This window comes from Mycobacterium ostraviense (genome assembly GCF_002705925.1).
GTDB classification, from domain to species: domain Bacteria; phylum Actinomycetota; class Actinomycetes; order Mycobacteriales; family Mycobacteriaceae; genus Mycobacterium; species Mycobacterium ostraviense.
Genome location: NZ_NKRE01000001.1, coordinates 5,307,697 through 5,327,088 on the forward strand (window position 1 = coordinate 5,307,697; position 19,392 = coordinate 5,327,088).

General features: G+C 65.9%; 18 protein-coding genes and 1 pseudogene. 7 read left to right on the plus strand and 12 right to left on the minus strand.

The genetic code is table 11. From position 1 onward, the window contains the following. Positions 1–380: 380 nt before the first annotated feature. On the minus strand, positions 381–794 hold the full coding sequence (locus CDN38_RS24675) for a hypothetical protein (protein ID WP_180276382.1): 414 nt from the start codon (positions 792–794) through the stop codon (positions 381–383). A gap of 243 nt (positions 795–1,037) precedes the next feature. Between CDN38_RS24675 and CDN38_RS24680 the strand changes: the two genes are divergently transcribed. Both CDN38_RS24680 and CDN38_RS24685 read left to right on the plus strand, forming a co-directional pair. Beyond that, the gene (locus CDN38_RS24680; RefSeq protein ID WP_201258298.1) at positions 1,038–1,388 is read left to right on the plus strand and encodes a DUF6788 family protein; all 351 of its coding nucleotides are present in this window, start codon (positions 1,038–1,040) and stop codon (positions 1,386–1,388) included. Positions 1,389–1,733: 345 nt separating this feature from the next. After that, the gene (locus tag CDN38_RS24685) at positions 1,734–2,540 is read left to right on the plus strand and encodes a phthiotriol/phenolphthiotriol dimycocerosates methyltransferase (RefSeq protein ID WP_075512446.1); all 807 of its coding nucleotides are present in this window, start codon (positions 1,734–1,736) and stop codon (positions 2,538–2,540) included. Positions 2,541–2,862: 322 nt separating this feature from the next. Here the strand turns inward: CDN38_RS24685 and glnA are convergent, their stop codons facing one another. Next, positions 2,863–4,299 carry a type I glutamate--ammonia ligase gene (gene glnA / locus CDN38_RS24690; protein WP_075512445.1) on the minus strand — a complete coding sequence of 479 codons (1,437 nt, stop codon included), beginning with the start codon at positions 4,297–4,299 and terminating at the stop codon, positions 2,863–2,865. A 240-nt stretch (positions 4,300–4,539) separates the two neighbouring features. Between glnA and CDN38_RS24695 the strand changes: the two genes are divergently transcribed. Then, positions 4,540–4,959 (plus strand): RDD family protein, encoded by a 420-nt coding sequence (locus tag CDN38_RS24695; RefSeq protein ID WP_075512444.1) that lies wholly within the window; start codon positions 4,540–4,542, stop codon positions 4,957–4,959. A gap of 80 nt (positions 4,960–5,039) precedes the next feature. On the opposite strand, the gene CDN38_RS24700 is transcribed toward CDN38_RS24695, so the two are convergent. The 3 genes and pseudogenes from CDN38_RS24700 to lipB form a co-directional block, all read right to left on the minus strand. Next, complete coding sequence (locus CDN38_RS24700; RefSeq protein ID WP_075512443.1) at positions 5,040–5,792, minus strand: DUF4191 domain-containing protein; 753 nt, start codon at positions 5,790–5,792, stop codon at positions 5,040–5,042. 26 nt (positions 5,793–5,818) lie between these two features. Further along, positions 5,819–6,754, minus strand: coding sequence for a lipoyl synthase (gene lipA / locus CDN38_RS24705; protein ID WP_075512442.1), 936 nt, complete (start codon positions 6,752–6,754; stop codon positions 5,819–5,821). 10 nt (positions 6,755–6,764) lie between these two features. Further along, a pseudogene (gene lipB, locus CDN38_RS24710) lies at positions 6,765–7,449 on the minus strand (lipoyl(octanoyl) transferase LipB). 116 nt (positions 7,450–7,565) lie between these two features. Here lipB and CDN38_RS24715 point away from each other — a divergent pair. Further along, the gene (locus CDN38_RS24715) at positions 7,566–7,940 is read left to right on the plus strand and encodes a DUF1622 domain-containing protein (protein ID WP_201258297.1); all 375 of its coding nucleotides are present in this window, start codon (positions 7,566–7,568) and stop codon (positions 7,938–7,940) included. A gap of 23 nt (positions 7,941–7,963) precedes the next feature. Here CDN38_RS24715 and CDN38_RS24720 read toward each other — a convergent pair whose 3' ends face one another. From CDN38_RS24720 to sucB, 6 genes are all read right to left on the minus strand, one after another. Further along, complete coding sequence (locus CDN38_RS24720; protein ID WP_075512441.1) at positions 7,964–9,640, minus strand: acetolactate synthase large subunit; 1,677 nt, start codon at positions 9,638–9,640, stop codon at positions 7,964–7,966. After that, complete coding sequence (locus CDN38_RS24725; protein ID WP_075512451.1) at positions 9,640–10,299, minus strand: RraA family protein; 660 nt, start codon at positions 10,297–10,299, stop codon at positions 9,640–9,642. Before CDN38_RS24725 ends, CDN38_RS24720 begins: the two co-directional genes overlap by 1 nt. Positions 10,300–10,320: 21 nt before the next feature. After that, positions 10,321–11,175 carry a hypothetical protein gene (locus CDN38_RS24730; protein ID WP_075512440.1) on the minus strand — a complete coding sequence of 285 codons (855 nt, stop codon included), beginning with the start codon at positions 11,173–11,175 and terminating at the stop codon, positions 10,321–10,323. A 33-nt stretch (positions 11,176–11,208) separates the two neighbouring features. Beyond that, positions 11,209–11,961 (minus strand): flavodoxin family protein, encoded by a 753-nt coding sequence (locus tag CDN38_RS24735; RefSeq protein WP_075512450.1) that lies wholly within the window; start codon positions 11,959–11,961, stop codon positions 11,209–11,211. A 111-nt stretch (positions 11,962–12,072) separates the two neighbouring features. Beyond that, on the minus strand, positions 12,073–12,984 hold the full coding sequence (locus tag CDN38_RS24740; RefSeq protein WP_075512439.1) for a TIGR01777 family oxidoreductase: 912 nt from the start codon (positions 12,982–12,984) through the stop codon (positions 12,073–12,075). 39 nt (positions 12,985–13,023) lie between these two features. After that, entirely contained in the window at positions 13,024–14,799 is a 1,776-nt protein-coding gene (sucB, locus tag CDN38_RS24745; protein WP_099319243.1) for a 2-oxoglutarate dehydrogenase, E2 component, dihydrolipoamide succinyltransferase, read from the minus strand. A gap of 228 nt (positions 14,800–15,027) precedes the next feature. Here sucB and CDN38_RS24750 point away from each other — a divergent pair, with 228 nt between their 5' ends. Beyond that, positions 15,028–16,812 (plus strand): SDR family oxidoreductase, encoded by a 1,785-nt coding sequence (locus CDN38_RS24750; RefSeq protein ID WP_075512437.1) that lies wholly within the window; start codon positions 15,028–15,030, stop codon positions 16,810–16,812. Here the strand turns inward: CDN38_RS24750 and CDN38_RS24755 are convergent. Continuing rightward, positions 16,805–17,161: an aminopeptidase gene (locus CDN38_RS24755; protein ID WP_075512436.1), complete on the minus strand. Its 357-nt coding sequence runs from the start codon at positions 17,159–17,161 to the stop codon at positions 16,805–16,807. The genes CDN38_RS24750 and CDN38_RS24755 overlap by 8 nt on opposite strands. A gap of 164 nt (positions 17,162–17,325) precedes the next feature. Between CDN38_RS24755 and CDN38_RS24760 the strand changes: the two genes are divergently transcribed. Both CDN38_RS24760 and CDN38_RS24765 read left to right on the plus strand, forming a co-directional pair. Then, the gene (locus CDN38_RS24760; RefSeq protein WP_075512449.1) at positions 17,326–17,790 is read left to right on the plus strand and encodes an SRPBCC family protein; all 465 of its coding nucleotides are present in this window, start codon (positions 17,326–17,328) and stop codon (positions 17,788–17,790) included. Between the two features lie 2 nt (positions 17,791–17,792). After that, on the plus strand, positions 17,793–19,391 hold the full coding sequence (locus CDN38_RS24765) for a phytoene desaturase family protein (RefSeq protein WP_075512435.1): 1,599 nt from the start codon (positions 17,793–17,795) through the stop codon (positions 19,389–19,391). Position 19,392: the final 1 nt, after the last annotated feature.

Here is a 19,392-nt window from a genome sequence, read left to right on the forward strand (position 1 = left end):
GCCGGCCCTCGATCGCTTCTTGCCACCAGATCCAGCCACACGCTAATTGTCCTACACCGCAAGGCAAATCCGACGCAACGACTCACTCTATTACCGAAACCTCTTTAGGACGAGGCCGCCGCGGCGCGGATGCCTCAGCGACCTATCGACGGCCGCGGCCGTTCGGTGTCGGCGGCCAACCCCCTGGGAGAAATTCATTAAATTAATTTAACCTTAGTCTCCACCAAAACCAGGGCGACTCACTCGGGACCTTCCAGCATCGCTTTGGTGAACTCACTCCGCCATCCGCCGACCTATCCACGGCTGACGCCACCTGTCACAAACCACTCCTTCTGCCCGCCGCATCGGCGGTGCGATGATGGACTACCTCAGCTTGATTTTTAACCTGTTTCGCGCTTGTTCGAGGGGGCGGTGGCGCGCTTGCCGACGTCGTGTCGGGCGGCGCGCTGCTTGTTCTTGGTGCCGGGTGGGCGTCCGGGGCCGGGCCGGGTGGGTTTCGGTGTGCTGGCCGGGAGGGGTGTTGTCGGGCGGAGGTTCCGAAATCCTTGACGGACCCGCGCGGGGGTGAGCCGGCGCGGTTCGGCGGCGGGTTTCTCCCAGGGTCGGCGCAGGTCTTCGGTGAGGTCGCGGGCGAGCCGCAGCTGGGTGTGGGCGGCGATGATCAGCCAGGTCCAGCGGTCGGCTTGCTCGGGTGTGCGGATCCGGGGGCGGGTCCAGCCCAGGGTTTGCTTGAGGAACCGGAAGGTGTGTTCGATGTCGAAGCGGCGCAGGAACATTCGCCAGAGCCGGTCCACAGTCCACGTCGAGTTTTTCGGTGTGCGGGCGGGAGGACCATAGCCACACCGGTTTGGGATCGCGGTCGCCGGGGAGGCGGTCCACGGTCAGGTGGATCAGGGTGCCCTCGATGATCGGTAGCTGGCCGTCGTGGTGCCGCCAGGCGGCGCAGCTGGTTAGGCGGGGGTGCAGCGTTGCCACGCGCACGCTTGGGCGGTGCCGTAGCGGCTGGTGTCGCTGGTGGTGGTCACGTCGGGTTCAGGGTGGGTGCACGGGTCGGCCAGCATGAACTCGGGGCCGTGTTGGGTGGGACGGCCGACCGCGTGTGTTTGGGGTTCATCGCCACCGGCACCGTCATCGAACGCAGCACCCGCTGCGGCACACCCGGCTGCCGCTGCCACGCCGAACCACCCCAACTCCACGGCCCCTACCACCAATGGACGACCAAGTCCGCCGGCAAGACCGTCACCCGCCGTCTCACCAGCCGCCAGGCCGCGCTCTACCGAGAATGGATCGACAACAACCGCCGACTCCGCCAACTCATCGAGCAAATGCGTCAGATCAGTGCCCGCGCAGCCGAACTGATCCTCCCGCCAGACACACCGGCAACCTGATCACACACCATCGGAAAAGGTTAATAATCAAGCTCAGAACGTGTTGGGAAAGTGACTCGGCGGCAGCTTTGCGATTGACCTTACTGCGGTGGCCAATATGGAGGGGAAGGCGATATCGCAGGTCACGCGACCTTGCGCGGCTGCTCGGCCTGACCCCTAACGGATTTTCGACCGCCGGAATCAGCCTTTCCAAACACGTTCTCAGACGGACACAGCCGCGATGATGTGCCATTCAAGCGCTATCGGTAGCGACTCATTAAACGAGGCTAGTGCTGCGCGGCGGCACTTTTCTCAAGTTGACGCTCCGGGTCACTGACCATAATCCTGTATGGTATCTTTCACGCCATGCCACTCACGGACCGTGTGCTACATAGCCGACGTTTCTGGGACGTCACTAACACGCTTTCGAAGTATTTTTATCCTTTCGCCGCCCGCCGGCTCCGCGGCAACGATGTCGTGTTCATCAACTTCGGTTATGAGGAGGATCCACCGATGGCCGTTCCGTTGGCGGCCGCCGACGAGGCAAAGAGGGCCTTTATCCAGCTCTATCACAGCACAGCGACGCAAACGGATATCAGCGGCAAACGGGTGCTGGAAGTCGGTTGCGGCTTCGGTGGCGGAGCGTCATACGTCATGCGCACCTTACACCCGGCCTCCTACACTGGACTGGACTTGAACCCGGCCGGTATTGATTTTTGCCGGAAATGGCATAAGGTGCCGGGCCTGGATTTCGTGCAAGGCGACGCCCAAAATCTGCCCTTCCCCGATCAGTCCTTTGACGCGGTAATCAATATCGAATCCTCACTTCATTATCCTGACTTTCCGCGTTTCCTCACCGAAGTAGCGCGCGTGCTGCGCCCGGGAGGGCATTTCCTGTACGCCGACATCCAACCGTACGCCGGTGTTGAAGCCTGGGAAGCGATGCTGGCTGATTTCCCGCTGCGAATGCTTTCGCAGCGGGAAATCAATGCGGAGGTTCTGCGCGGGATGGAGAAAGGTTCGCAGTACTGGCTCGACTTGTTCGATCGCCATGTGCCTAGATTCCTGCACCGCTTCGCCCGCAAATTCGCCCCACTGCCGGGCACGACCGTCTATCGCGATCTGGAGAACGGGACCACCTCGTACCGGATGTACAGCTTCGTCAAAGATTGAGGCGCATCCCGAGCGAGAGTTTGCTGCCCCGCGTGATCACCGGCGCTTTGTTTCGGACGACGCCCATACCCGCCCACGGATCCCAAACGCCCAGCCTGCGTGCGCCCACCGCAAGTGACGTTCAGTGCTTTCCGCGCCTGAGAGCCACTATGGAGTGGTGACTTTAAGACCGTCTAAGTGTTGCGGCTGCACATAGGCTGAGGGGCTGATTGACAATGCCCGCGAAGTCGGTCGCAGTGAGTTAAGTTTCGGCGCGCCAAAGACAGACAGCCCGCTTGGCGATCGATGAGGTAATCGCCAAGCGGGCTGCTGTACCCGGGGCCTAAACGTCGAAGTAGAGCGCAAACTCGTACGGGTGCGGGCGAATGTTGACCGGCTCGATCTCGTTCTCCCGCTTGAAGCTGATCCACGTTTCGATCAGGTCGGGCGTGAACACGCCGCCTTCGGTGAGGTATTCGTGGTCTTCCTCCAGGCGATCGATCACGTCGGACAGTTGGGTCGGGGTCTGCGGGATACTCGCAGCCTCTTCCGGTGGCAGCTCGTAGAGGTCCTTGTCGACCGGCGCCTGCGGTTCGATCTTGTTCTTGATGCCGTCCAGGCCCGCCATCAGCATGGCCGAGAACGCCAGATATGGGTTGCCCGAGGAGTCGGGACTCCGGAACTCCAGCCGCTTGGCCTTCGGGTTGCTGCCGGTGATCGGGATTCGCACGCACGCCGACCGGTTGCGTTGGCTGTAGACCAGGTTGATCGGCGCCTCATAGCCGGGAACCAGCCGCTTGTAAGAGTTGACCGTCGGGTTGGTGAAGGCCAGCAGCGACGGCGCATGGTGCAGCAGGCCGCCGATGTAGTGGCGGGCCGTGTCCGACAGACCGGCATACCCCGTCTCGTCGTACATCAGCGGGCTGCCGTCCTTCCACAGCGACTGGTGGGTGTGCATACCCGAGCCGTTGTCGCCGAACAGTGGCTTGGGCATGAACGTCACGGTCTTGCCGGCCTGCCATGCGGTGTTCTTGATGATGTACTTGTACAGCTGCATGTCGTCGGCGGCGTGCAGCAGCGAGTTGAACTGATAGTTGATCTCAGCCTGCCCGCCGCTGCCCACCTCGTGGTGGCCCTTCTCCAGGATGAAGTCGGCGTTGATCAGGTTGGTCAGCATCTTGTCGCGCAGGTCGACGTACTGGTCGTTGGGGGCCACGGGGAAGTACCCGCCCTTGGGGCGGACCTTGTAGCCGCGGTTGGGGCTGCCGTCAGCCTCGGTCGCGTTGCCCGTGTTCCACCACCCCGAGATCGCGTCCACCTCGTAGAACGCGCCGTTGACGCGGGAGTCGAAGCTGACGGAGTCGAAGATGTAGAACTCGGCCTCGGCGCCGAAGTATGCGGTGTCGGCGATGCCGGTGCTCGCGAGGTAGCTCTCGGCCTTGCGGGCGATGTTGCGTGGGTCGCGCGAGTACGGCTCGAGGGTGAACGGGTCGTGCACGAAGAAGTTGAGGTTGAGCGTCTTGGCCTCGCGGAATGGGTCGATGCGCGCGGTGTCCGGATCGGGCAGCAGGAGCATGTCGGACTCGTGGATGGCCTGGAAGCCGCGAATCGACGAGCCGTCAAAGGCCACGCCGTTCTCGAACAGGCTCTCGTCGAATGCCGAAGCCGGAATCGTGAAATGCTGCATTACTCCGGGGAGGTCGCAGAACCGGACGTCGACGTATTCGACCTTCTCGTCCTTGACAAGTTTGAAGACGTCGTCGGGCGTCTTATCCGTCACAGAGTGCTCCTTTACTAGGTGATTCGCGGCCGACGGTATGGAGGTGTTGTTGCCCGCCAGTCAACCCCGTGTTGCGCAGACGTTACGTGACCATACGCCCGCCAACAGCCCGCGGTTGGTGGCCGGGTCCTATTGTGGGGCCATGGCCCGCAAGATCGTAACCGGTCAGCCGATAGGGTTGTCCGGGCCGTCCTGCGGGCGGCCCAGCGGGATGCGGAGCCAGCCGATCGGACCGGGCCGATGACGGCGGAATCTACCGGATATCCCGGCAAGACGCTCGGTTTTCCGCGGACGGGTCCGGGTTCGCTGGCGCCGATGGGGCGCCGCCTGGCCGCGCTGTGCATCGACTGGCTGGTGGCTTACGGACTGGCACTGCTGGGCCTGGGCGTCGGCGCCTGGTCCCAGACCATGCTGTCGTCGATGGTGCTGGTCATCTGGCTGCTGCTGGGCGTCATTGCGGTGCGCCTCTTCGGGTTCACCCCGGGCCAATTGCTGCTGGGCCTGGTGGTCGTAACGGTGGATGGCCCGCTGCCCGTGGGGGTCGGCCGGTTGGTGGCGCGGGGCCTGTTGATCGCGCTGGTGATCCCACCGCTGTTCACCGACTCCGACGGGCGCGGGTTACAGGACCGGCTGACCGGCACCGCCGTGGTGCGGCGCTGACACTTGATGTGCGCGGTTGTTTCTCGTGCGGCCGCGCGGCGCGCATCGTCACCGCGCTGAGAGCGCCCGGCGGTTTGCGGCTATTTGCGACGGACGGTGCGCTGGACGCCGCGCATCTTGCCGGCGTTGGGTAGCGGGCCCTTCGGCAGGGCGCCGGCACCGGCGCGCGAACTCAGCGCGGCCAGACGCGATTCCAGGGTGTCCATCTGCTTAACGGTGATGTTGGCCGGAAGTTTGGTGAGGTGGCGTTCCAACTTGGCCAGCGGCACCTCGCCGTCGCCGTTGCCGATGACGATGTCGTAGATCGGCACGTCGCCGACCAGGCGAGCGGTGCGCTTCTTCTCCTGGGCCAGCAGTGGTTTGACGCGGCCCGCCGATCCCTCGCCGACCAGGATGACGCCCGGCCGGCCGATCACCCGATGCACGGCGTCGAAGTGGCCGGTGGTGGCCACGCCCGGGGTGACCCGCCATTTGCCTCGCAGGTTGTCCAGCACCCACGCCGCGGCGCCGGTTTGACCTTCGGCTTGCCGGTAGATGCTGCGCTGGGCGCGGCGGCCGAAGATGATGAACGCCATCAGCGCGCCCAGCAGCACGCCGAAGATGATCAGCGTGATCATGGTCAAGCCGCCGGCCCACACCCCGACCCCCACCGACACACCGACGATCAGTACGAACGCGCCGATCATGTACGGCAGCAGGCGTTTGTCCTCTTTGCGCTGGATGTTGAACGCCTGCCACAGCTGAACGCGGCGCTGCCGGGCGGCGGCCTTGCGGGCAGCACCTGCCGCGGCTTTGGCGGCCTTGTTATGCGCGGCGTTTCGGGGTTTTGCCATAGTCCTCAAGAATACGGACGCGGCGGCTAACCGGAGCCCGAGGCTGCCGAGCTGCGGGCCTGCCGGTAGAGCCGGCCCGCCCGGTAGGACGAACGCACCAACGGCCCGGCCAGGACCCCGGCGAAGCCCAGCCCCTCGGCGTACTGCGCGTACTCGACGAATTCCTCGGGCCTGACCCACCGCTCGACCGGGTGGTGGCGCGCCGAAGGTCGCAGATATTGGGTGATGGTGACGATGTCGCAGCCGGCGCCGTGCAGATCGGCCAGGGCGGTACGCACCTCGTCGGGGGTTTCACCCAGACCGAGGATGAGGTTGCTCTTGGTGACCAGGCCGGCGTCGCGGGCCGCGGTGAGCACATCCAGACTGCGCCGATAGGTGAACGCGGGCCGGATCCGTTTGAAGATGCGGGGCACCGTTTCGACGTTGTGCGCCAACACCTCCGGGCGGGACGCGAACACCTCCGCAAGCCGGCCGGGCTCGCCGTTGAAGTCGGGGATCAACAGTTCGACGCCGGTGTGCGGATTGAGCTCCTTGATGGCCCGCACGGTTTGCGCATACAGCCAGGCGCCGCCGTCGGGCAGATCATCGCGGGCCACCCCGGTGACGGTCGCATAGCGCAAGCCCATGGTGTGCACGCTCTCGGCGACCCGTCGCGGCTCGTCACGATCCAGGGTGGCGGGCTTACCGGTGTCGATTTGGCAGAAGTCGCAGCGCCGGGTGCACTGGTCGCCGCCGATCAGGAAAGTCGCTTCCCGGTCCTCCCAGCATTCGAAGATGTTCGGGCAGCCGGCCTCCTCGCAGACGGTGTGCAGGCCCTCGCGCCGGACCAGGCTTTTCAGCTCGGTGTATTCCGGGCCCATGCGGGCCCGGATGCGGATCCACGGCGGTTTGCGCTCGATCGGGGTTTGCGCGTTGCGCACCTCCAGGCGCAGTAGGAGCCGGCCCTCGGGTGCGACAGTCACATCGCTGATGCTACGCGTGCGACGGAATGTTCACCGACGGGCAGGACACCGTCCAGAGCGTCGCACACGGCCTCGGCGACGGCCGATCGGACATCGTCGACGGTTACCGGGCGTCCGAGCTCCGCCGACAGCGACGTCACGCCGGCGTCGGTGATGCCGCACGGCACGATGGCGGTGAACGCAGCCAAATCGCAGTCACAGTTGAGCGCGAAGCCGTGCAGCGTCGTCGCACGCGACACCCGTACTCCGATGGCGGCGACCTTTCGGGCCGGGCGCCCGACGTCGGCCGCCAGCCAAACCCCCGACCGGCCGTCGACCCGGCCGGCCTCAAGACCCAGGTCGGCGCACACCTTGATCAGCGATTCCTCAAGGCGCCGAACGTAATTGACCACATCGAGCGGTTCGGCCAGCCCGATGATCGGGTAGCCGACCAGCTGTCCGGGGCCGTGCCAGGTGATCTTGCCGCCGCGGTCGGTGTCGACGACGGGGGTGCCATCCACCGGCCGTTCGTGCGGTTCGGTGCGCCGGCCCGCGGTGTAGACGGCCGGGTGTTCCAGTAGCAGCAGCGTGTCCGGTCCGCCGGCGACCCGGGTGTCGGCGAGCTCTCGCTGCAACTGCCAGGCATCCCGGTAGTCGATGGTCCCCAGCTGACGGACGTCGATCTGGGTCCGGCTCGACCGAATTGAACCAGCCACGATGACGAGGCTACTCGTGACCACCGCGGCGGGTTCGTGGTCGCGCTGAGGCGACGCGAGCGGAACCGCCGGTTTGATGCCGGGAAAAAGCGCTGTGCCGAGATAGTGTGCCTGCAATGAGCTTCATCGAAACCGTTGTCCGCGTGGGCATGGCGATCGACGGCCTGGGCGTCGCGGTGATCATCATCGGCGCTGTGGCGCTATCGTGCTGTTCCTGTACCGAGCGCCGCGCAACGCCGCCCAGGCATACCGAGAGTTTCGCGTACAGCTCGGGCGCTCCATCCTGCGGCTTGGAGCTTCTGGTGGCCGGTGACATCATCAAGACGATTGCCCTGAAACCCAACGCGCAAAGTGTCGCCGCCCTGGCCGGCATCGTTGCGATTCGGACCTTCTTGAGCTTCTCGCTCACTGTGGAGATGACCGGACGGTGGCCCTGGCAGCTGAACAACACGACCGCGGCCTCGCCGGGCGAGCTGGTCAAGGCCACCTAGCAAACGAGGCTCGGGACCGCGGGTTACTGCCCGCCGCCGGACAGCACTTTATGGCAGTCGACCGAGCGCATCTCCATCACCAGCGCCAAGTTCTGTTGTGGGTCGACCGGCACGTCGATGATGTGCACTCCGCCGGCCGCCGCGGCCTGATCGAGTATGGCGCGGAACTTGGCGGGATCGTCGAGCCGATGGCCGGTGGCTCCGTAGCTGTGGGCGTACGCCACGAAATCCGGGTTGGCGAAATCGACTCCGAACCTCTGGTAACCGTCGACCATTTGTTTCATCGCGATCATGGCCAGGCTGCTGTCGTTGAACACCACGACAATCAGATCGAGCCCGAGGCGGACGGCCGTTTCCAGATCCTGGCTGTTCATGGCGAAACCGCCGTCGCCGGTGAGCACCACCACCTTGCGCTCGGGATGAACAAGTTTGGCGGCAATCGCGGCCGGCAGGCTGATCCCCATCGATCCCAGCGCGTGATCGATCAGCATGGTGTTGGGTTGGCGGGCGTTGAAGTTTCGGCTGGCCCACAGCATGTGGAGGCCGTTGTCGAGGGAGAGGATGTCCTCGTCGGCCATGAACTCGCGCAGGGTAGCGATCAGGTATCCCTGTTTGGCGGGCAACGAGGTGTCGGCGGCGGAGCGGTTGATGCTGTCCTGCATGGCTTTTCCGACGTTGTGGAAGCCGTCGTGATCCCACGCCGGATTCCGGTCGAGCTGCGCGGTCAGCCGCCGCAGCGCGTCGGCCATGTCGCCGACCACCTGTGCCTGCGGGAAATACGAGTTGTCGCCTTGGGCGGCAAAGGGATTGAGATGGATGACGGTGCGCCCGTCGTCGGGCTGCATGAACATGGATGGCTTCTCCATCACGTCATGACCGATGTTGAGCACTACGTCGGCGGACTGGATGGCGCAGTTCGGATAGTCGCCGGGCATGATCGAACAGCCCAGATAGTTCGGGTCGTCCTCGTTGGCGACGCCCTTGCCCATCATCGTCGCCACGAACGGGATCTGCGTCTTGGCGATCAATTCCCGTACCGCCGCCGCGACGGCGGGCCGGTTGGCGCGGGTGCCGCCGCCCACCATGATCAGCGGCCGGCTCGCGTTCTGGATCAGCGTGGCCGCGGTCTCGATGCTGTGCTGCGTGGCCACCGGAATGTCGCCGTGTCGGCAGGGAACCAGCGGGCCCAGCTCGGTCTCCTGGGCTACATCGTCGGGCAGTTCCAGGTGCGCGGGTCCCTGACGGCCGCCCAACGCCGACATCATCGCCTGCCGCAGCAGCGAGCCGGCCATCTCCCCGGACGGGATCTTGGCCGTGAACTTGGTGATGGGACGCATCACGTCGACCACGTCAACAAGCTGGTACTGCCCCATACGGTTGTCCCGCTCCGCCTTTTGGCCGGTGATGACCAGCATCGGCATGGCCGCCAGATAAGCGTGGGCGACCGGGGTGGTCAGGTTCATTGCCCCGGCGCCCAGCGTCGACATGGCAACAGCGAGCTTGCCGGTCAGGCGGCCGTAGGCCGCGGCCGCGAAACCCGCGGCCTGTTCGTGGCGGAACAGGACGAACCTGATCCGCCCGTCCTTGCGCTGCGCCTCCATGAAATGCAGGTTCTCATCGCCGGGAATACCGAACACGTACTCGACGCCTTCGGCCGCGAGTGCCTCGACGATCTGCTCGCTGGTATTCGACGGCGGCATCAGAGCTCACCGCTGCCGTGGCTGAGCACCGCTTGCGGGTCTTCGGATTTCAGGCCCGCTTTCATCTGGTCCATCTGCTGCATCACTTGGCGCGCCTTGGTCAGGATCGCCTCGGCCTCGGCGCCGGGGATGACCACGGCCGTCGACCCTTTGGCGAAGATCACGTCGCCGGGTACCACCGTGACCCCGCCGACCGCCACCGGAACATCGGCCAGATAGGGCTGAATCTCATTGCCGCCGGCGCGCACCGTTTCGCCGTGGCAGTACGTCGCGAAGTTGTAGGTGCGCAGTTCCTCGAAGTCGCGCAGCATTCCGTCGGCGAGAATGCCTGCCATGCCCAGGTTTTCAATGCGGCTGAGCTTGGTGCCGCCGCCGAGCGAGGTCTGCTGGTATCCATTCGACGCCATCACCAGGACGGCACCCTTGGCCTCATGCTCCGCGACGGCGCGGTAAATTGCCGGCCCGAGGCTGTGCTTCTGCAGATCCATCAGATCCTTGCGCACCGGCAGAAAGGAGATGGTCACCGCCGGACCGACGAGGACCCGATTGGGGTCGGGGCTGTGGAGTTCGATGATGTGCGCACGGTGTTGATGCGTCATCATCATCGCGTCGACGACGTCGGCGACGCCGAGACCAGCTACCAGTTCCACGAGTTGCATGACTTCGTCCAATCCCTTCTGTTAGCACTCATTGTCGGTTTCACAAGGCAGCAAGCGAAGTAGCAGGCTCACCACCGGGATCATCCGTGCCATCGCGTTCGGCACCAGGTTTTCCAGTGAATCCCAGATGGCCGTGGCGGTTTCGGCGTCGGGCAGGCCGGTGTTCCCCAGCGCGCCGCTGACTGCATGCCCACGTCGTCTGCCGTCGGCGATCACCGCGTCGATCGCGGCCAGCAGCGAGCCGTTGTCGTGCAGGGGTTGCAGGGCGGTGTAGTAGAGCACCAGCATGCCCGGCCAATGAGCAAGGTTTCGGGGCAGGCTGACCTGTAAGTCTCGCGCCTGGCCGCGGGCTCCGATCAGATTCACGATGCGCACCATTTCAACGACGTGCGGCGGCATCTCGTCGATGTTCATCAACAGCGCACCTGCGGCCGGCGGTGGCCGGCGGGGTGGCTGCTGAATCCACGGGCACGCGGGCGGTGTCAGACCGTGCAGCCGGGCCCGGACGGCGCAGACCCCCACCAGGTTGAGCGGATTGCCGGTGTCATACCCGGAAAGTGTTGTACGGATGACGTTTTGGTCATCGGCTCCGATTCCGACGGAGCGCAGCGCGGCAACGCTGAGTTGCGGTACCGGCGGCAACTCTTGCCCCTGGCGCAGCGCGTCGGCTTCCCAGTACACCGCGCCATTGGCGTAGAGAGGTTTCATCGTCTCCCAGGTCCAGCGCAACGCGCCCGGGATCGAGGCGAGATTACGCCAGATCAGATTGACGAAAGTCATTCCGAGCGCTTGGCGGATGTCGGCATAGAGGTCCGCGATTTCCCCAGTGGCCGCGGCCTCGCTGATACTGGGAACCGGATCTCCGGAAGACCGCATGACGCTGGCTTTCAGACTGAATCCACTGCCGGTTCAGTCTGGCATGTTGTCGCGCATATGCTTGATCGCGAGCTTCATGGCCGCTTCCTTGACTTTGTTGCGTGCCATCATCTTTGCGTTGTGTTCGGCGATGTTGATGGTGTAGGGGTTCGCTCGCAACAGCTTTGCCGCAAAGAGCAGGTTGAGCGCGGTCAGCTCGGCGTTCCGGCGCACGTACGGCGACAACTCGCCGCCGGCCTCGATGTAGCTGGCTCCGGGTCCGGCGTCACCGACCCAGTACACGTCGGTGTTGGGTGGGACCGTCGCGCCGAAGTGCAAGAGGTTGGCGAAAGTGTTGGCCACACAGTCGTGGCTACCGTCCTCGTTGCCGGTGACGACGATGCCCGCCACCGACCCGTAGAGCGGGAACTGTCCGGTCCGTTCGCACATCACCGTCTTGGTGGTGCCGTCGAGCCGTTCGATCACCCGCTGGATCACCGACGACCGCACGCCCATCCAGATCGGCATCGCGGGCACGATGATGTTGCAACGCTTGACCTTTTCCAGGATCGCGGGCCACTCGTCCCCGTCGCCCTCGTCGTTCATCACCCCGGGCTTGACGTTGTAGTCGACGACCCGGACGATCTCGGTTTCGATGTCGGGTTCGTGAGCCCGCAGACGCTCGATCAGCAGATTGCATAGCGCCTCGGTGTTCGAAACTTCCGGAGCATTTTTCAGGGTGCAGTTCAGAAAGAGCGCATAAAGCGGCCCTTCCTTTTTCAGGTCGTGGAATACCGACGTCGCCACGCGTTTCTCCATTTGTTGACCGCTGGTGGAATTTTTGATGAGACCGCAAGCGAAGAGTACACGAATGGTCGCGTATCAGAAGGGGATACGCCGGGCAAAAACAGCTGACTGCTAAGCGTGGTCGCGCCGCGCGGTGGCGTAGCGCAGCGCTTCGCCAATTGTGTTGTGGTGGAACTGAAAACCGGTTTGTTCCAGCGCAGCCGGAATGGCGCGCTGACCGCTGAGCAGCACTTCGTCGGCGAACTCGCCGAGCGCGGCGCGTACCGCGAACCCGGGCAGCATCAACGGGGTCGGGCGGTTCAGTGCCCGGCCGAGCGCGGTGGTGAACTCGGCGTTGGTCACCGGCGCTGGCCCGGTCATGTTCACCGGCCCGGACAGGTCGGTGTTGGAGATGGCGAACTGCAGCGCCCGCACCTCGTCCTCGAGGCTGATCCACGACATGTACTGACGGCCGCTTCCCAGCCGTGCTCCCAGGCCCACCGAGAATGCCGGCCGCATCGGGCGCAGCGCGCCCCCGGCCGGAGCCAGCACTAGCCCGGTGCGGGCCAGCACCACACGAGTGCCGGCGTACTGGGCCGGCAGCGTGGCGGCTTCCCAATCCACACACAGCTGGGCCAGGAAACCCCTTCCGGCTGAGTCGTTTTCGTCGACGACGCGGTTCCGGGTGTCTCCGTAGTAACCGACCGCGCTGGCGTTGATCAGGGTGCCGACACCGGCGTCGGCGACAGCGGCGGCCAGCACCTCGGTGGGCGTGATCCGGCTGTCGCGCAGGTTCTGTTTGAACGCCCCCGACCAGCGGCGCCGGCCGATGTTGACGCCGCACATGTTGACCACGGCGTCGACGCCGGTGAGTACGTCGGGATCGAACTCGCCGCTGTCGGGATTCCAGTGCAACTCTTCGGAACTCGCCGGTGTCCGGCGCACGATGCGAAGCACCGTATGGTCGGCGCCGCGAAGCGCGGCGGCCAAAGCCGAGCCGATCAAGCCGGACGAACCCGCTATCGCGACAACCGTCTCGGGCACCGTTTCATCTAGCCTTTCTCGGCCCTTCGTGACAGCCCATCAAAGACCCAGGTCTGCTTCGAACGCTCCCTCTTCGAGGCGGTGCTTGATGGTGCTGAGGAAACGTCCCGCATCCGCGCCGTCGATGAGGCGATGGTCGTAGGTCAGCGGCAGATAGCACACGGAGCGCACGCCGATCGATTCGTTGCCGAAGGAATCGACGATCACCCTGGGCCGTTTGACGATCGCTCCGGTGCCCAACATGGCGGCCTGCGGCGGCACCAATATCGGGGTGTCGAACAAGGCGCCCTGGCTACCGATGTTGGTGATTGTGAAGGTGCCGCCGGACAACTCGTCGGGCTTCAAGTTGCCCGACCGAGCGCGGTTGGCGATGTCGGCAATCGCGCGGGCCAGCCCGGCCAGCGACAAGTCGCCGGCGTTGTGGATGACGGGGGAGAGCAGACCCTGCTCGGTGTCGACGGCGAACCCGAGGTGCTCGGCGTCGTAGTAGGTGATCTCCTTGGTCTGCTCGTTGTAGCTGGCGTTGATATTGGGATGAATCTTGAGGGCGTCGATGACCGCTCGGGCGAAGAACGGCAGGAAGGTCAGATTCACCCCCTCCCGTTCGGCGAACGCCGCCTTGGCCCGGGCGCGCAGCGCCACGACCTTTGTCATGTCGACTTCGTGGGTCTGGGTGAGCTGCGCAGTTGCCTGCAAGGACTCGCGGGTCTTGTTGGCGGTGATCTGGCGGATCCGGCTGGCCTTCTGCGTGGTGCCGCGCAGATGCGCCAACGCGGGGGCCGGGGCGGACGGGGCGGCTTTGGCAGCCGGCGCGGGGGCTGGAGCCGGCGTCGGCTCGGCTGGTTTCTTCTCTTGTGCCGCGGCCAGCACGTCCTGCTTGCGGATCCGGCCGCCGACGCCGGTGCCGGTCACCGCGGCGAGGTCGATGTTGTGCTGTGAGGCCAGCTTTCGCACCAGCGGCGTGACGTACGGGGTGCCTTCCGCTCCGCCTTGGGCCGCGGGCTGAGATGGTGGCGCTTCGGCCTTCGGCGCGGGCGCGGTGGCGGGTTCCGGCTTGGTTTCCGGCTTGGGTTCGGGAGCGGGCTTGGCGGCGGGTTCGGGCTTGGGCTCGGGCTTGGGTTCAGGCTCGGCCTCGGGTGCGGGTGCCGGCTTGGGTGCGGCCGGCGCGGCGGCTTGGGAGCCGGTGCCGATCCGCGCCAACTCACCGCCGACCTGAACGACGTCGTCCTCGTCGGCGGTGATGCTGACCAGAACGCCGGCAACCGGTGACGGGATCTCGGTGTCGACCTTGTCGGTGGAGACCTCCACCAGCGGGTCGTCGACTCCGACCGAATCCCCGACCTTCTTCAGCCAGCGAGTCACGGTGCCTTCGGTGACCGATTCGCCGAGTTCGGGCATCAGCACCGGTGTGGTGTCGCCGGCGGAAGCCGACGGCTGGGCGGGTTCTGATACCGCCTGGGGTTCCGGTTCCGGTTCGGGCTCCGGCGCCGGTTGGGCCTGGGGGGCCGGCTCGGCCTTACCGGGACCCGAGGCTTCCGGTTCTGGTTGGGAGGACTTTTCGTCGCCGCCGCTTTCCGCCGCATCACCGATGATGGCCAGTTCGCCGCCGACCTCAACCGTGTCGTCCTCCTGGGCGATGATCCTGGTCAGCACGCCCGCGGCCGGCGACGGGATTTCGGTGTCGACCTTGTCGGTTGAGACCTCGACGAGGGGCTCGTCGATCTCGACCGTGTCGCCTTCCTGCTTGAGCCAGCGGGTGACGGTTCCCTCGGTGACGCTCTCACCGAGTGCCGGCATCTGGACTGAGAAGGCCATCGCTGTTGACTCCTCGATCGGTCGTCGGTCGGCGCAAACCGACCTCTGGCTTACCACACAGTCGTGCACCGGGTGCGGAACCCAAGTAGATGTCAAAACCTATCCTGTCACTGCCGCCCGGTCGGCACGCATTCAGGGCGCGGCGCTTCGACGCGGGACCTGTCCGACACCCTTGCTACGGTGTGGCCACTGGTAGGCGAAGCAAGTCGCAGGTGAGGCGGAGGTCCGATGCCGGCAGCACAACAGGCACCCCAGCGGTTCGTCGACAGCGCGGACGGCGTTCGTATCGCGGTCTACGAAGAAGGCAACCCCGACGGTCCGGCAGTGGTGCTGGTGCATGGCTTTCCCGACTCGCACGTCTTGTGGGACGGCGTGGCTCCGCGGCTGGCGCAGCGTTTCCGGGTGATCCGCTACGACAACCGCGGGGTCGGCCTGTCGTCGGCGCCGAAACCCGTCTCGGCCTACACCATGGCTTGTTTCGCCGACGACTTCGCCGCCGTCATCGACGAGCTGAGCCCGGGCCGGCCAGTCCACGTCATGGGCCACGACTGGGGCTCGGTGGGCATCTGGGAGTATCTGACCCGCCCCGGCGCCGGGGACCGAGTCGCCTCGTTCACCTCGGTGTCCGGCCCGAGTCAGGAACAGTTGGTCAATTACGTGTGGGGCGGGCTGCGCCGGCCATGGCGGCCGCGACGGTTTCTCCGGGCGCTGGCGCAGGCGCTGCGGTTGAGCTACATGGCGCTGTTCTCGGTGCCGGTGCTGGCGCCACTGTTTCTGCGGATGGCGCTGTCGCTGGCGACGGTTCGTCGCAACATGGTCGACAACATCCCGGCCGACCAGATCCACCACTCCGACAACCTGCCCAGCGATGCCGCTCGCTCGGTGAAGACCTATCCCGCCAACTACTTTCGGGCATTCTCCCGGCAGCGGCGCGCCCGCGGCATCACCGTCATCGGCGTCCCGGTGCAGCTCATCGTCAACACCCAGGACCCGTATGTGCGGCCCTACGGCTACGACGAGACCGCGCGCTGGGTGCCGCGACTGTGGCGACGCGACATCAAAGCCGGCCACTTTTCCCCGATGTCGCACCCGCAGGTGATGGCGGCCGCGGTGCACGACATCGCCGACCTCGTCGAAGGCAACCCGCCCAGCCGCGCGCTGCTGCGGGCACAGGTCGGCCGGCCGCGCAAGCACTTCGGTGACATGCTGGTGGCCGTCACCGGGGCGGGCAGCGGAATCGGCCGCGAAACCGCACTCGCGTTCGCCCGCGAGGGTGCCGAGGTGGTGATCAGTGACATCGACGAGGCCACCGTCAAAGATACGGCCGCCGAGATCGCGGCACGCGGCGGCGTCGCCCATCCGTACGTGCTCGACGTGTCCGACGCCGAAGCGGTCGAGGCGTTCGCCGAGCAGGTCAGCACCCAACACGGCGTTCCTGACATCGTCGTCAACAACGCCGGCATCGGCCAGGCGGGCCGGTTCCTGGACACCCCGCCCGAGCAGTTCGACCGGGTACTGGCCGTCAATCTCGGCGGCGTGGTCAACGGTTGCCGCTCCTTTGCCCGGCGGCTCGTCGAGCGCGGCACCGGCGGACACATCGTCAACGTGTCGTCGATGGCCGCCTACGCGCCGCTGCAGTCGCTGAGCGCCTACTGCACCTCCAAGGCGGCCACGTACATGTTCTCCGACTGTCTGCGGGCCGAACTCGACGCCGCCGGCATCGGTCTGACCACCGTGTGTCCCGGCGTCATCGACACCAACATCATCGCGGCCACCCGCTTCCACACGCCGGTCGGAAAGGGCGAAGAACAGGTCGAGGGCCGGCGCGGCCAGCTGGACAAGATGTTTGCGCTACGCCACTACGGGCCCGACAAGGTTGCCCACGCGATCGTGTCGGCGGTCAAGAAAAACAAGCCCATCCGCCCGGTAGCGCCGGAGGCCTACGCGCTGTACGGCCTTTCCCGGGTGCTGCCGCAGGCGCTGCGCAGTACCGCCCGGATGCGGGTTATCTGACGTCTCCCACACTGGTATCTGCGGCCTGAGACCGCCGCACCGCCAGCGCGCCCGCTATCCCGACGACCCCGATGACCACTAGCGGGATGGCCCACATGCGCCGGCTCGATACCGCCGATTCACATTGAGCCACGAAGTCGGTGTGCGGGATGACCTGGTTGAGGATCGGGATGTTGGCGCCATTGCTGTCGTTGGCGTTTCGCGCCGCGGACAGGTCGGTGGCGAACCCGTTCCCGCAAGAAATCGAACCGCCGTTGCTGTTCGACACCGTCACCGGCACCAGCAGGCCGATGACACCGGCCACCAACAGCACGGCGGCCACCGCCATGATCAACCGTCGCAGAGTCACAATTCGGCCTTCCTCGAAGTTTCCGGTCGCTGATCGGGTTAGCCGCTGGATCGCGCGGCTAAACCTGCGGAGTTTGCTAGCCGGTCGACCGGCGCGGTCCCGGCATTAGTTCCGGGCGCGGCGGGTACCCGCTGGGATCACCCCCGGTGCGAAAGGACCCGTTCATGACAGCGACCCGAGAACTGATCGCGACCCGCGACGTGGCGGCATCCTGCGACGATGTCTGGGGCGTGCTCGCCGACGGATGGACTTACAGCCAATGGGTGGTGGGCAACAGCCGCACTCGCGCGGTCGACTCACACTGGCCGCAGCCGGGTGCGGCCATCCGGCACTCGATAGGCATCTGGCCGTTGGTGATCGACGACCAGACAGTGGTCGAGAGCTGCGCACCCGGCCACGAACTCGTCTTGCACGCCGGGCTGGGCTGGTTGGGTGCCGCCCGGATCACCATGCGGCTGCATGAAATTCCGGCGGGATGCCGGCTCGACATGATCGAGCTGCCGGTACAGGGGCCGATCGGGCTGATGCCTGATCGACTGGTTCTGGCGGCCATCTATCCACGCAACCGTGAATGCCTGTTGCGGCTGGCGGCCATGGCGGAACGCTTCGAGCCCAGTCAGGTCACATAGTCATGGCCCACGCTTGCGACGCGGTCGACGCCGTCGTTATCGGTGCCGGGCATCACGGGCTGGTCGCCGCCTCGATGCTGGCCGACGCCGGCTGGGACGTGTTGGTCCTGGAAGCCCAGCCCGAACCGGGTGGCGCGGTGCGCAGTGCGGAGCTGACGCCCGGCTATGTCACCGACCTGTTCAGTTCCTTCTATCCCATGACGATCGCTTCGCCGGCCATCGCGGCGTTGCAGCTGGAAGACCACGGGCTGCGCTGGTCGCACGCGCCCGCGGTGGTCGGTCATCCGCGCGGTGCGGCCGACGAGGACCCGCCGGTCCTCTACCGCGACCCGGCTCGCACCGCAGCGGAGTTCGAACGCCGCCAGCCCGGCGACGGCGACAACTGGTGGCGGGTGCTGCGACTGTGGGAAAAAGTCAAGTCGCCGCTGCTGGACGCGATGTTGTCGCCGTTCCCGCCGCTGGGCCCGATGATCCGGCTGCTGCGCAAGCTCGGTACTGCCGACGCTGTCCGGCTCGCGCATCTGCTGGTGCAGCCCGCCAACGTCATGGTGGACCGGATGTTCGCCGGTGTGGCGCCGCGGCTTTTGTTGCTGGGCAACGCCATGCACGCCGACGCGCCGCTGGATGCGCCGGGCAGCGGCGCGTTCGGCTTGCTGATGACGATGCTGGGCCAGGATTGCGGCTGGCCGGTGCCCGTCGGTGGCTCCGGTCAGCTGACGGCCGCGCTGGTGCGCCGGGCCACCTCGGCGGGTGCGCGAATCGAGTGCCACCAGAACGTTTCTCGCATCCACGTCCGCGGTGGCCGGGCGGTGTCGGTGACCACCACCGGCGGACGAACGGTTCGGGCGCGACGGGCCGTCGTCGCCGATGTGACGGCGCCGCGCCTGTTTTGCGATATGTTGCCGGCGGATGCGGTTCCCGGCGGCTTGCTTCAGGAGATCCAGCACTACGTCTGGGATCCGCCGGTGGTCAAGGTCAACTATGCCCTCAACGGTCCCATCCCGTGGCGATCGGAGAGGTTGCGGCAGCCGGGCACCGTCCATCTGGGGGCCGACGGGGACGGGCTGGTGCGCTGGATGGCCGACCTGAACACCCGGGTGGTGCCCGAGCATCCGTTCCTGCTGCTGGGCCAAACCACCACGGCCGACCCGACCAGATCGCCCGCCCGAACCGAAAGTGTTTGGGCCTATACGCATCTGCCGCGCAACGTGGCCGACGACGGTTCAGCGGAGCAACTTGCCCAATCGATCGACCACGTCATCGAAGCCCATGCTCCCGGGTTCGGCGCCCGGGTGCTCGACCGGTTCGTGCAACGGCCGTCGGATCTGGAAGCCAGTGACGCCAACCTGCATCTCGGTGCGCTCAACGGCGGCACCGCTCAGCTGCAGCAGATGCTGATATTTCGTCCCGCTCCGGGACTGGGCCGGGCCGAAACCCCTATCGAGGGACTGTATTTGGGTAGCGCGTCGGCTACCCCGGGTGGCTCCGTGCATGGCGCCTGCGGGCGAAACGCGGCGCAGGCCGCGCTGGCAGCCGACGGCCCGACCGGCTGGCCGCGGCGCAAGCTGAGCCGCGCGGTGATCTCGCTGCTGACCAGGTAGC